Here is a 12261-nt window from a genome sequence, read left to right as displayed (position 1 = left end):
TTCACCATGCACTGTAAGAAAACACTGAAGGAGATAGAGAATGTCTACTAGCAACAACGGCGACGCATTGTCGCTTATCGAGCTGTTCCCCCAAGATGAGGACTGGTCGCTGCAGACCATGCGTCTACTTTCGCAGGTTGCCGTTGGCGGCGCTGACCTCTTCGAGTGTGCTCGCACGGCAGGTCGCATCGGCACTGAGACTACCGACCCTGAGGTCTGGCAACGTGAGTGGACCCGCACGGCGACAGATGTCGCTGCGGAGGCCACTGCGGCACTCGAGCGCGGCGAGAACACGACAGCCCGCCGGGCATTCCACCGGTCGATGAGCTACTGGCGTCACTCGGAGTTCTTCCTCGACTCGTTTGATCCTCGCCGCGCTGTGGCATACACCGAGGGCACGAAGAACTTCAAGAAGGCCGCAGAGCTCTCGGGAGGGCTGATCGAACCTATCGCCGTTCCCTTCGAAGGGCAGGAGATGGAGGGTTACATCGTGCGCCCGGATAGCTCCGGTCAGGCTCGCCCCACCGTACTTTTCCTCGGAGGAGCTGACTCCTGGGCCGAAGAGCTTTACTCTCTCGGCGGCACCGAGTTCCCAGCGCGCGGCATGAACGTCGTGATGGTGGATACTCCTGGTCGCGGAAGCTCTTTGCGGTTCAAGGAAATGTATAGCCGCCCCGACTACGAAGTACCGGTTGCCGCTATTCTCGACTTCCTCGAGGAGCGTAGCGACGTCGATGCGGATCGTTTCGGTCTCGCCGGCGTGAGCTTCGGTGGATACTACGCACCACGGGCCGCAGCTTTTGAGCCGCGTATTAAAGCGGTCGCTGCATGGTGTGGCACGTGGAGCATTTTGACGGATTTCTACGAGTTCTACCCGCCGCTGCAGAAGCAGTTGCAGTGGTTGACGGGATCGAAGGACGATGCCGAGGCGCGTACCAAGCTCGCAGAGTTCACGCTCGATGGCATTGCCGACAAGCTGAAGATCCCCGTCTACGTGATGCACGGCACCGCCGACATCATCATGGATATCAAGGGAGCGGAGCGCTTTGTTGAGGCACTTACTTCCGACGACGTCACGGTAGACATTTACGATGGAGCCGGCTCGTTGCACTGCAGCTATGACTACATGTCAGTAGCAGGTGCGCGACTGGGTGACTGGTTCCTTCACCGGATCTAGAGCAGATAAGCGAGGCTGTGGCGGGCACGATAACCCGTCACAGCCTCGACTCATAACCCGCTGGCATCGGCAGCGTGAACTATATTCCTTTGGCTTCCGTTTCAGCGTCCTGGCCAAGAAAATACACGCAGTGCTGTTCGTGCAGTTTGTTGGCGGATCGACGGTGCTGACAGTCGTTCTAACTAGCTGGATCCCGGGTTCGACCGCCCAGCGCTGCGGAGGAACTCAAGCGAGCAGAACAGGCTTTTGACGTTAGTCGCGCCTGAAGTTAGAAAAGAAAATTCCACATAGAACTCCTTTTAATTGTGCCCCCGTATCTCGACACATGGTCGACGCCGACAGCGAATTTTGCCAGGCGCTGCTGTTAAATAACCGGATCGCGCTCGTCGCTGGTCTGACCCTTCCGGTCTGCAGAGCCAATCGAGCGGAACAGTTATCAGGTAGTCCTGTTGATCGACTTCGCAGAACTTACTGACAAACGAGGAGATAGTTCTTGATGAATCTCACAATATTTGCGAAGCGATACGTCGGAGGCGAATAGCGCGATGGAACCGCCAGCAAGGAACTGGTGGTGACCAACCCGTTCAATGATGAAGCGATAGGAACCTTCAGCATCCCCTCGAAGCAAGACATCGACGAGGCGTACGAGCCTGCGAAGGCCTCATAGCTGGCTTGGGAGAAAATGACGGCTCACGCTACGTCGTGGCCACGCCCTCAACCGGCAACGGCGTGTTCATGAAGCCCCACGAAGAGACCCCGATCACCGAGATCGGAGACTACTTTCTTGAGCATCTGATCTCGCGCGCACACGTGTTCACTGCCTAGTCACCTGTCTTTAGCCGCTTCACCCATCAGGGTCAGATCTGTATGTCAGCGAACCGGCTGCTCGTGCACTCGAGTGTCGCTAGTGAGTTCCGCGAAAAGTTTGTGAAGAAGGTTTCAACGCTGAAGACACACGATTCTGCAGATCCCTCGAGCGTCCTCAGACCGCTCATCAACCAGCGTGAGGTTCGAAACCTCGAAACTCGTATCGACGCTGCCTTCGCGAACGGCACAAACTATGCGCTCGGGGGCGCGCTTCACACTCGGGACCTTGCGAAGGGTATGAGCATCGCGAAGCGTATTGATACGGGCATAATGCACATCAACAACTCGACCGTCGCGGACGAGCCACTCGTGCTCTTCGGCGGAGAAGAGCACTCTGGCATGGGACGATTGAGTGGTCAGGCGACGATCGGCGAAATCACGACCCAGCAGCGGGTCTCTGTCAACCACGGCCAGACTCGCTATCCGTACTAGGGGCGCACTAATAGGCGGGTCCGCCCCATCCGCGATGGAATCTGGAGACCCGACTGCACAGCAAACGTATACAGCGCAGGCGCTCGACACCTGGCGCCGGTATCACGCAGGAAAAAGACTAGATCGATAATTCCACCCACTCGGGTGACGCGAGTGATGCGTGCTCGGCCATAGCCTGCTCTACGAATGAACTCGATATTCGGTTGTCAATGGAGACGAATACCGTAAGGGAGAATCACTTCTCGCCGACGGGATCAACCCCCCCCCCCGAGAATCCATGCGATTTTCGAATATCAACAGCCAAGCGCCGACGAAATACGCTCGAATTGAGCGGATTAGGCGGCTACTCCTTCACAGACATATAGATCTCAACGAAGAGGAAAACTTATGATCAAAAATAGCTATCGATTCACGGGCTTTGCTGCTCTAGTGGCGGGTGCCTTAGTACTCACGGGTTGTACAGCAGAAACTGGAGAGTCCACGGGTGACGGACCAATCACCCTGAGCTACGCGTTCTTCGCGCCGGCGGCGTCGTTCCCCGCAGTCCAGATGGAAGAATGGGCGAACCAGATCAGCGAGCGCACTGATGGACAGGTTGAGGTCGAACTGTTCGTTGGCGGCACATTGCTCAGCTCCGGCGACATTTTCGACGGAGTAACCGAAGGCGTTGTCGACATTGGGTTGGACTCACCGGCGTATGACACCGGGCGATTCCCGTTCTCCTCTGTGATTAACGTGCCGATCGGTATGGACAGCGCAGAAACTTCGTCGCGTACTTTCTTGCAGCTCCTGGACGAGTATGAACCAGAGGAGTTCGACGGGTATGAGGTAATCACCGCATTCACGACAGAGGCGTCGTACCTGCAGACCAAGACACCCATCGTGTCGGAGGCCGACATCTCCGGTATGTCTTTGCGAGCTGCCGGGGCAAACGTGCCGGTGCTTGAAGAGCTCGGAGCGGCACCGATTGGAATGTCGATGGCAGAGGTTTCGGAAGCACTGAACACCGGTGTAATCCAGGGCTACATGTCGTCACGTGAGGTCATGAAGGACTTCGGTCTTGCTGAGTCAATCGGCTCTGTGACCGACTATCCATTTGGAACGTCGAACAGTTTTGTTGCCGTCATGGATAAAGACCGCTTTGATGCCCTGCCAGAAAAAGTTAAGACAGTCATTGCCGAGTTGCGCGAAGAAATGATGCTCTTCGCTTCGCAGGGCCACGATGAGTCCATCCAGGCCGCGATCGACTTTGCCAAGGACGAGCACGGTGTTGAGGTCGTTGAGGTTGGCGACGCTGCACGAGCCGAGTGGGATCAGATCTTGGACGGCCAGGCAGATCAGTGGGTAAAGAGGAACGCTGACTCGTACTTCGATTCTGAAGGCGTACTCGCTCGCATGCGAGAACTTGCGGCTGAAAACGCCGCGCGATGAGGGATATCCTCCCTCGTGTAATCCCGGCGATCGCGCGGACTTCCGCCGCGGTCGCCGGGGTTGCGCTCCTCTTAGCTGTCGTGTTGCTGGTCAGTGGCATCGTCTTGCGGCTCATGGGAACACCCATCGCCGCAACGTACGAGTTGATGGGGCTACTCAGCGTTGTCGTTCTGGGGCTGAGTTTCGGTGATGGACAGGTTGCGAAGGCGCACGTCTCAATCGACCTTCTCACCGCACGCCTCAACAAACCGACTCAACTCGTAGTTGAGGCCGTAATAACGCTGTTGTCGATAGTGGTCTTTGTCGTCGTCATGTATGCACTGTGGGGTTACGGTTTGGCGCAGACCAATACCGGTTCGACTACGGAGCTCCTTAAAGCCCCTACGTGGCCCTGGGTGTTTGTCCTCATGTTTGGGTTCGGCGTTGTTGTGCTTGCTCTCGTCCGTGATTTCGTGCGGATCATTCAGGCCTGGATCACCAAAACGTCTGAGGAAGAGGAACGATGACCCCGATCGCCTTGGCAGTGCTCAGCATTGTTGTCCTGCTTGTCCTAATTTTTCTGCGGATGCCGATCTCGTTTGCTCTGTTATCGGTCGGTTTGGGCGGAATGGTGCTGTTCGCTGGGCCAGGCGCGGCCATGCAGCTAATTGCTTCTGACGTTTACCGGCAGACTGCGTCATACAGCATGTTGGTAATCCCACTGTTTATTTTCATGGGTCAAGTGATCTTCAACTCGGGGATGAGTACGAAGCTCTTCAACTCCGCTTACAAGTGGCTCGGCCACCTGCCAGGTGGGGTTGCAGCGACGACGGTTGCAGCCAGTGCGGCTTTTTCTGCGGTTTCTGGTTCGAACTCCGCGGCGACTGCGACCATGGGCGCGATCGCCATCCCGGAAATGAAGCGCTACGGGTACGACAAGAAATTCGCTGGTGGTACCGTCGCGATCGGTGGAACGCTCGGCATTTTGATTCCACCGTCTACGGCGCTGATCATCATCGCTGTGCAGTCGGAGCAGTCGATCACCACACTGTTCCGGGCGGCACTGTTCCCCGGTGTTCTTATCGGTGTGTTGCTGGTGCTGACAGCTCTCTTTATTGCTTGGCGAAAGCCAGAGCTTGGTCCTGCAGGGCCAAAGGCAACGTGGGGCGAAAGGTTCCGGTCGCTCGGCGGGGCAGTGGAAATCGTAGTGATATTCCTGTTCGCAGTGGTGGGAATGTTCGTAGGTTGGTTCACGCCGACTGAGGCCGCTGGCGTTGGAGCCGCAGGCGCGGTGCTCATAGCCGTGTTGACGCGTTCTCTCACGTGGGCTGCTTTCCGGCGTTCAATTACTGAAACCCTCCGCATCAGCTCATTCGTTGTGTTGCTTGTGGTCGGTGCGGTCGTGTTTGGCAGATTCTTGACGCTGACACGCATGCCATTTGAGCTCGCGGATTCGGTGCAGGCACTGCCCGTAGCACCCGTGGTGGTTCTCCTGATTGTTATCGTGATCTACCTGCTAGGTGGGGCGCTCATGGATGGCTTGGGGTTCCTGGTTATTAGCATCCCCTTGTTCTTCCCGCTGCTGTCGGCACTCGGTTACGATCTGGTCTGGTCGACCATCATCGTGACGCTCGTGACCACGCTGGGGGCGGTTACCCCGCCCATCGGGGTGAATGCGTTCATTGTGACGGGTATTGATCCGGACATCACGATCATCGACACGTTCCGGGGGGTCACACCGTACTTCGTAACTTACGCGTTGGCGATCACCGCGTTTATCGTGTGGCCTGATCTCATTCTGTTCGCCGCGTGACGGGAGCCCGGACTCACAGTAGCCCGGGCTCACCAACCGCACGAGGCTCGGTTGGGTTTCAACGAACAGCTCAATCCTGGATGTTCTGAATCCGGCACGTTCTCTCTGCTGATCACCTCAGTGGGCCAGCACAGAGAACGTGTTTCGGTGGGTCAGTCCTTAATCTCAGTGTGGCCTGAAGTCCAGATCAGTTGGATGAGTTCTGCGCGCGAGCTCACGCCAGTCTTCACAAAGATGCGCTTCAAGTGTTGCTTGGTCGTGTTCTCGCTGATGAAGGCGCGCACCGAAATCTGCTTGGTGGTGAGTCCCTCGCTGACGAGTTGGGCTATCTCTTGTTCGCGGCGAGTTAACACGTCCCAAACCGGGAGCTGCCTGGCGGCTGGGCCGTCAGCATACGGAAAGATGAGCGACACTGCGGTATCTTCGCTGTCGGAGAGCCGGTATGACTTCATCACTGCACGCCGGTTCAGCGTCTCGTCTTCTAAATTACGGACAGAGACTCTTTTGCCCAAACCGCGGAACTCACTCATCGCCGTCAAGATTGCGTTGGCGGTCGCCCCGGGGAGGGGTGCGCCTTCGACATCGACTTCGACGCCCCAATCGTGGCGTGCTGTGCGGTTTTGGTAGAGCACCTGACCTTCGAGGTTTGTGACGATCACCGCTTGCCCTAACCGGTCAAGTGTTCGCTCCAAGGTTGAAACTCGACGGCCCGTTGTTTCGTAGTGCAGTGCTCTTTCCAGTGCAATTGCCAACTGTTCGCTTACTAGGCTCGCGGTCTGCAGCTCAGCGGAAGAGAACGCAGGAAATTCTTCGGGGCGGGCAAGGTTGATCGTTCCGAAGAAGACCCCGGAAACGACTACTGGCGCTTCTAGAGAGTGGGCGAGGCCTCGGAAGCGGAGGGCCTTCCGAGCACCGGACGACTCCCATTCGTCCTCTTTGTGGAGGCGAGATGAGTCAACAGGTCGGCCCTGTTTGAGCACAAACTGCAGAACTGGATCATCTTGTCGCCCGTACTCTTCGTATCTATCGAGCCAGTCGCCGCGTAGGTTGGACCGGGAACTGATCACCGAAAGGCTGGCTGTGTCTAGTTCGTAGACGCCGTGTGCCGCCGCCGGGATCACGTCGCCCACCGTCTTGAGGTAAGCAGTGATAACCTCGTCGGTCGTCACCGCAGAATGCAGCGCATCAGAGTACTGTCTATATCGACTATCCACGATTTTGTGTGTCATTATCTCAGCTACCTTCGCCCTTCATCCACTACTTCGTGGCTCTGGGTGGGGTGTAATCTCGTACCCCAGCGTGACCCAAGACACTACCATCACCACTGTCGCGCGACGTCTTCAACGGTTGGCGTGACGCAAGTTGGTTTGCAAGGTTAACATCAGGAAGATGTTCGCCGGTGCCAGTGTCTAGCCGCGCGACGGTGGTCGTATTCGCCCATGAGCTCGTCGTTCCCGCTCAGCTGGTGTCGCGTTTCTCAAGGCCGGACAACCTTCTCCGTCGATTCCTCTTTTCTGGCGCTAATGTGGCCAGATGACTACGTCGAAGGATTCGCCCGCTTCCGGTTCCTCCTCTGATCCCGAGCTCGTCGGCCTGCGCGCAATGTGGACGGACCGGCTCGGTGCCTGGTCAACTCGAGCACTGCAGGTGCTCCTGCTGCTCACTCTCGTCTCCGTGACCGTGTTTGGGCTGACCCAACTCAAACTCGTCGTGATTCCTGTCCTGATTGCATTGATCCTCGCTGCCGCAGCAAGTCCGTTAGTGATGTGGATGCGCCGACGCGGCATGGGCCCACTGCTCTCGACGTGGGTGACGCTCCTTGGCGGCATCCTCGTGTTCGGCGGTCTCGTCACCGCAATTGTGTTCGCTGTGCGCGACCAGTGGTCGGAGCTGGCGACGTCGGCGACGGACGGCTTTGAGCAGCTCAAGGGGTTTGCTCTAGACGGGCCATTCCCGATTGACCAAAATGCACTCGACGAGGCGTGGAACGCGACCCTGGATTTCTTCACCAGTGCATCCTTCGGGCTCGGTGCCATTCAAGGTGTTTCTGCCGCAGCACAGGTCGTCACCGGTGTGCTGCTCGGCGTCGTGATTCTGTTCTTCTTCCTCAAAGACGGTGACAAGATTTGGGAGTTCTTCCTGCGCCCGATGCACGGCGTGCGTCGGGAGCGCGGTCACCGCATTGGCAGTACCGCGGTGCAGACCCTTGGCGGGTACGTGCGCGGAACCGCCATCATTGCCGCCGTTGACGCCATCGGAATTGGAACGGGGCTGCTGATTCTGCAGGTGCCGCTAGCCCTCCCTCTGGCCGTGATTGTCTTCCTTGGAGCGTTCATTCCCCTTGTTGGCGCAACTGTCGCCGGAATTTTGGCTGCTCTGGTTGCCCTAGTGACAAACGGTTGGGTTGTCGCCCTCATCGTTCTGGGTATCGTGGTGCTCGTTAACCAGCTGGAGGGCAACCTGCTTCAGCCCATCGTGATGGCGCAATCGCTCAGCATTCATCCGTTGGTGATTCTGGTGGCTCTGACCGCAGGAACGGTTCTCGGCGGAATTATTGGTGCGGTGTTGTCGGTTCCGATTGCGGCGGTCGGCTGGGCGATTATCAAAACGTGGAACGTGTCGGATGATGCGCCGGACGAGGCCGACGAGGACCACGAAGAGGTCGACGCGCCGGATCGAGACTGAGGCGACTCAGCACACCGGAGCGCGCCTACGGCGTGCCGAGAGTGCGTTCGAGGAACGGGTTCCAGAACTTCCCCTCCGGGTCGTACTGTTTTTGCAATTCCTTAAAATCGGTGACCCGGGGGAAGCGTTCGGCGATGACGTCCGCGCCGTAGTGGAAGAGTTTTCCCCAGTGCTGCCGGGGAGCAAACGGCGCGAGGGCGTCCTCAATCACGTGCATAAGCGCCGTTACGTCTGCGGGACGCTTGGCCCAGGTGAAGCCGATGCACAAGACGTCCTGCTGATAGGCGGGGCTGAGCCAGAGTGAATCGGCTGCTGCCGTGCGGATTTCCGAGATCAGAAGGTGCGGGGAGATCTGCTCGCCCAGAGTTCGCAGCACCTCTAGCGCTTGCACGCTGTGCTTCCGGCTGACGTAGTACTCGCTCTGTAGTTCATCGCTGCCGTTGGAGGGCTCGCGATCAAGACGGAAGTGCGGCATCCGTTCGGACCAGGGGCCGGGCACGCTGGCGCGTTGGTTCACACTTTCTGGTGCGAGTTCGTCTGAGTCGTCGTACCAGGCGCCACCGAACAGGGTGGGAGCTATCTCGGGATCTTCGCCATCGTCGAGCCGAGTCTTGAGCCAGATTTGCATGACGGTGGGGTTGGCGAAGTTGGCGAGGAGGCTGACGCTGTACGCGCTGGCCATGACCTCGTCTAGTTGTTCGAGTACAGTCTCCCAGGGTGCGAAGCGGTAGACATCCTGGCGCACACGGTAGCTCGGTTCGATATCGAGGGTGACGCGCGTGATGATTCCGAAAGCACCAAGACCGACGGCGATTGCGGATAAATATTCGCTGGACCGGTCTATCGTGACTAGCGAGCCGGTGTTGTGCAGGGCGAAACCGGTGAGATTGCAGCCCGTTGATGAGCACCCCGAAGCGGGTTCCGCCGGTGACGCTCACGGTCATCGTTGTGGGGTCGATCCTGAGATCGGGATCAATGCCGGCCAGCGAGATCAACGTGCCCGGGGTATCCGCGATATCGGTGAACGAATGTCGGGTACCGAGTGCCTGCACGCGTGGATACCCAGCGACGAGGCTCTGCAGTTCGTCGACAGTCGCTGGTTGCAGGATCGCCTTGGCACTGTAGGTCAGGTTGCCTGCCCGATTCGCAGTGAGAAACTCTAGCGTGTACGCTACTGATAACGAATCTCATTACCACTACCGGCTTCGGCCTGAGAAGGACATCTAGATGTCTCGCATCACCCGCTCCCGATCGCTCACACTCACCACCGGTGCCGTGCTCGCGGTCTCCGCCCTCACTCTCGCTGGCTGCTCAGCAACCACCCCACCCGAGGACGACGGAAAGATCGACGTCGTCGCCTCGACGAGTGTGTACGGCAATCTTGTCTCGACCCTCGGCGGTGACGCCGTATCCGTCACCAACATCATCGGTAACATCGCTCAAGACCCCCACAGCTACGAGGCAACTGCCCGCGAACAGCTCGCGGTCTCCCGCGCCGACCTGATGGTGCTTAACGGCGGCGGATACGACCCCTTCGCAGAGGCACTCTACGAAGCTGCCGGCGCCTCGGCTGTTCTCGTGAACGCGGTTGATGCGTCAGGCCTACCCGACGACGTGGAGGGCTTCAACGAACATGTCTGGTACAGCTTCCCAGCGGTAGAGCGCATCGCCGAGCAGATCACCGACGAGCTGAGCACGCTCGACCCGGCCTCGAGCGACGAATTCGATACGAACCTTGCTGCCTTTCTCGCTGAACTCGACGACCTTGGGGCTCAGGCAGATCAGATCGCCGAGTCGGCTGACGACCGTGCTGCTGCCGTTAGCGAGGTTGTCGCCGTGTACCTCCTCGAGGCTGTCGGTCTGACGAACGACACCCCGGCCGAGTTCACCGAGGCTATCGAAGAGGGCACCGATGTGTCGCCGACCGCACTCAGGGATGTGCTCGAACTCATCGAGTCGGGCCAAGCAGCACTGCTGGCGTACAACGAGCAAACGGCAAGTCCAGAGACCGAGCGTGTGCGCTTGACCGCCGTCGAGGCAGGGCTTCCCGTGGTGTCTTTCACGGAGACGTTGCCTGAGGGCTCAAACTATGTCGAATGGATGTCGTCAAACCTGGATTCACTTGCGGCAGCACTTGCCAAATGAGCGGGGTGACGGCATGACCGCTACCCCTGTGCTCAGCATCCACGATGGTGCGCTCGGCTTTGGCTCACGCACCCTGTGGTCTGGCCTGAACCTTGATGTTGCTCCTGGCGAGTTTGTGGCGGTGCTCGGGTCTAACGGTTCGGGCAAGTCGAGCCTGCTGAAGGCAATTCTTGGGCAGCAGAAGCTTGATTCCGGCACGGTCACGGTTGCCGGGCATCCGGCTCGCCGCGGCGATCGCTGCATCGGTTACATTCCGCAGCAGAAACTTGCCGCGCCTGGTACGCCGTTGCGTGGCCGCGACTTGGTGACGCTCGGAGTGAACGGCCACCGTTTCGGTGTTCCAACACTCCCCCGCAGCGTCAAGGTTCGGGTCGACGAGTTGATCGCCTCAGTTGGCGCCACCGAGTATGCAAGCCAGCCGATCGGTTCGCTCTCGGGTGGAGAGCAGCAGCGTTTGCGGGTCGCGCAGTCGCTGGCCGATGACCCGGTGCTCTTGTTGTGCGACGAACCGCTGCTGAGCCTCGACCTGCAACACCAGCGTGGGGTCTCTGAACTCATTGATGCGCGCCGTCGCGAGCACAACACCGCGGTGGTTTTTGTGACGCACGATGTGAATCCGGTCCTGGGAATGGTTGACCGCATCCTGTACCTGGCTGACGGAAACTTCATGATCGGCACGCCAGATGAGGTGCTGCGCAGTGACGTGCTCACCGAGCTGTATGGCACGCCGGTCGAGGTTGTTCGTATTGGTGGTCGAGTGATCGTTGCGGGCATTCCCCACGGCGATCATCACCACGAGGAGGAGCTCGCATGACCTTCGACGATTTCTGGAGCCAGATTGCCGGGTTCACTGACTATGGCGAGCTGCTCACCCTGGTGCGCTTCTCGCTGATCGCCGCTGCGGTGTTGGGCATCGCCGGCGGCCTCATTGGCGTGTTTGTGATGCAGCGCGACATGGCGTTTGCCGTGCACGGCATCAGCGAGCTCTCCTTTGCGGGAGCCGCTGCAGCCCTCCTCTTTGGTGTAAACGTTGTTGCTGGCTCGATTGCTGGCTCGCTGATTGCTGCGATTGTGATCGGGATGCTCGGGGCGAAGGCTCGCGATCGAAACTCGATTATTGGCGTGCTCATGCCGTTTGGTATGGGTTTGGGCATTATGTTCTTGGCGCTCTACCCCGGACGCAGTGGAAACAAGTTTGGCCTCCTCACCGGCCAAATCATTTCGGTCGATGGCCCTCAGCTTGGCTTGCTCATCGGGATCAGCATCGTCGTGTTGGCGGCACTGTTCGTCGTATGGCGCCCACTGACCTTCGACAGCATTGATCCTGAAGTTGCGGCGGCACGTGGCGTTCCGTCGCGGATGCTCTCGCTCGGGTTCATGGTGCTGCTTGGCCTCATGGTTGCCGTGGCGGTGCAGATCATCGGAGCACTCCTCGTCATGGCACTCCTCGTGACGCCGGCGGCTGCGGCAATGCGCGTCTCTTCATCGCCTCGTCTGGTGCCGGTGCTCAGCATGATCTTCGGATTTGTCTCGGCAACGGGAGGCGTGCTGCTCGCTATTGGCGGGTCGTTGCCGATTAGTCCGTACATCACGACGATCTCGTTCGCGATCTACCTCGTGTGCCGTGTGGTCGGTGCGCGACGCGGTCTCAGCCGCACCGGCAGCCGCACCGGGAGCCGAGCATCCGGAGCCGCATTGGCGACCGCCAGCACGCTGGGCAAAAGTTAGAATG

Annotated in this window: 12 protein-coding genes and 1 pseudogene; 10 read left to right on the top strand and 3 right to left on the bottom strand. The window is 58.8% G+C overall.

The window, feature by feature from the left end; translation table 11 throughout:
* The first annotated feature begins 40 nt into the window (after positions 1-40).
* From ACTJJW_RS09750 to ACTJJW_RS09725, 6 genes are all read left to right on the top strand, one after another.
* Positions 41-1177: an alpha/beta hydrolase family protein gene (locus tag ACTJJW_RS09750; RefSeq protein WP_462644179.1), complete on the top strand. Its 1137-nt coding sequence runs from the start codon at positions 41-43 to the stop codon at positions 1175-1177.
* 702 nt (positions 1178-1879) lie between these two features.
* Complete coding sequence (locus tag ACTJJW_RS09745; protein WP_462644177.1) at positions 1880-2002, top strand: hypothetical protein; 123 nt, start codon at positions 1880-1882, stop codon at positions 2000-2002.
* Positions 2003-2044: 42 nt separating this feature from the next.
* Positions 2045-2476, top strand: coding sequence for an aldehyde dehydrogenase family protein (locus tag ACTJJW_RS09740; RefSeq protein WP_462644176.1), 432 nt, complete (start codon positions 2045-2047; stop codon positions 2474-2476).
* A 387-nt stretch (positions 2477-2863) separates the two neighbouring features.
* Positions 2864-3907 (top strand): TRAP transporter substrate-binding protein, encoded by a 1044-nt coding sequence (locus ACTJJW_RS09735; RefSeq protein WP_462644174.1) that lies wholly within the window; start codon positions 2864-2866, stop codon positions 3905-3907.
* Positions 3904-4413 carry a TRAP transporter small permease gene (locus ACTJJW_RS09730; RefSeq protein ID WP_462644172.1) on the top strand — a complete coding sequence of 170 codons (510 nt, stop codon included), beginning with the start codon at positions 3904-3906 and terminating at the stop codon, positions 4411-4413. Before ACTJJW_RS09735 ends, ACTJJW_RS09730 begins: the two co-directional genes overlap by 4 nt.
* Positions 4410-5699: a TRAP transporter large permease gene (locus ACTJJW_RS09725; protein ID WP_462644170.1), complete on the top strand. Its 1290-nt coding sequence runs from the start codon at positions 4410-4412 to the stop codon at positions 5697-5699. The genes ACTJJW_RS09730 and ACTJJW_RS09725 overlap by 4 nt, the downstream gene beginning before the upstream one ends.
* 152 nt (positions 5700-5851) lie before the next feature.
* Here the strand turns inward: ACTJJW_RS09725 and ACTJJW_RS09720 are convergent, their stop codons facing one another.
* On the bottom strand, positions 5852-6928 hold the full coding sequence (locus ACTJJW_RS09720; protein WP_462644169.1) for a LuxR C-terminal-related transcriptional regulator: 1077 nt from the start codon (positions 6926-6928) through the stop codon (positions 5852-5854).
* Between the two features lie 304 nt (positions 6929-7232).
* Between ACTJJW_RS09720 and ACTJJW_RS09715 the strand changes: the two genes are divergently transcribed.
* Positions 7233-8384, top strand: coding sequence for an AI-2E family transporter (locus tag ACTJJW_RS09715; RefSeq protein ID WP_462644167.1), 1152 nt, complete (start codon positions 7233-7235; stop codon positions 8382-8384).
* Between the two features lie 25 nt (positions 8385-8409).
* On the opposite strand, the gene ACTJJW_RS09710 is transcribed toward ACTJJW_RS09715, so the two are convergent.
* Positions 8410-9129: a D-arabinono-1,4-lactone oxidase gene (locus tag ACTJJW_RS09710; protein WP_462644165.1), complete on the bottom strand. Its 720-nt coding sequence runs from the start codon at positions 9127-9129 to the stop codon at positions 8410-8412.
* A 193-nt stretch (positions 9130-9322) separates the two neighbouring features.
* Positions 9323-9466, bottom strand: a pseudogene (locus ACTJJW_RS09705) (xylitol oxidase); the annotation flags it as partial.
* A gap of 145 nt (positions 9467-9611) precedes the next feature.
* Here ACTJJW_RS09705 and ACTJJW_RS09700 point away from each other — a divergent pair.
* The 3 genes from ACTJJW_RS09700 to ACTJJW_RS09690 are packed head-to-tail and all read left to right on the top strand — an operon-like array spanning position 9612 to position 12257.
* Complete coding sequence (locus tag ACTJJW_RS09700) at positions 9612-10529, top strand: metal ABC transporter solute-binding protein, Zn/Mn family (RefSeq protein WP_462644163.1); 918 nt, start codon at positions 9612-9614, stop codon at positions 10527-10529.
* A gap of 13 nt (positions 10530-10542) precedes the next feature.
* The gene (locus tag ACTJJW_RS09695) at positions 10543-11343 is read left to right on the top strand and encodes a metal ABC transporter ATP-binding protein (protein ID WP_462644162.1); all 801 of its coding nucleotides are present in this window, start codon (positions 10543-10545) and stop codon (positions 11341-11343) included.
* Positions 11340-12257, top strand: a complete 918-nt coding sequence (locus ACTJJW_RS09690; RefSeq protein WP_462644160.1) for a metal ABC transporter permease — start codon at positions 11340-11342, stop codon at positions 12255-12257. The genes ACTJJW_RS09695 and ACTJJW_RS09690 overlap by 4 nt, the downstream gene beginning before the upstream one ends.
* Positions 12258-12261: the final 4 nt, after the last annotated feature.

It is taken from the genome of Rhodoglobus galactosidasius (assembly GCF_054957775.1).
The sequence above is the reverse complement of the archived record's forward strand: the minus strand, read 5'-3'. Positions and strand labels throughout refer to the sequence as shown.

Coding starts and splice junctions, on each gene's coding strand:
- ACTJJW_RS09740 (WP_462644176.1), top strand. CDS start 2,045: ATGTCAGCGAACCGGCTGCTCGTGCACTCGAGTGTCGCTAGTGAGTTC.
- ACTJJW_RS09690 (WP_462644160.1), top strand. CDS start 11,340: ATGACCTTCGACGATTTCTGGAGCCAGATTGCCGGGTTCACTGACTAT.
- ACTJJW_RS09700 (WP_462644163.1), top strand. CDS start 9,612: ATGTCTCGCATCACCCGCTCCCGATCGCTCACACTCACCACCGGTGCC.
- ACTJJW_RS09735 (WP_462644174.1), top strand. CDS start 2,864: ATGATCAAAAATAGCTATCGATTCACGGGCTTTGCTGCTCTAGTGGCG.
- ACTJJW_RS09720 (WP_462644169.1), bottom strand. CDS start 6,928: ATGACACACAAAATCGTGGATAGTCGATATAGACAGTACTCTGATGCG.
- ACTJJW_RS09715 (WP_462644167.1), top strand. CDS start 7,233: ATGACTACGTCGAAGGATTCGCCCGCTTCCGGTTCCTCCTCTGATCCC.
- ACTJJW_RS09730 (WP_462644172.1), top strand. CDS start 3,904: ATGAGGGATATCCTCCCTCGTGTAATCCCGGCGATCGCGCGGACTTCC.
- ACTJJW_RS09750 (WP_462644179.1), top strand. CDS start 41: ATGTCTACTAGCAACAACGGCGACGCATTGTCGCTTATCGAGCTGTTC.
- ACTJJW_RS09695 (WP_462644162.1), top strand. CDS start 10,543: ATGACCGCTACCCCTGTGCTCAGCATCCACGATGGTGCGCTCGGCTTT.
- ACTJJW_RS09725 (WP_462644170.1), top strand. CDS start 4,410: ATGACCCCGATCGCCTTGGCAGTGCTCAGCATTGTTGTCCTGCTTGTC.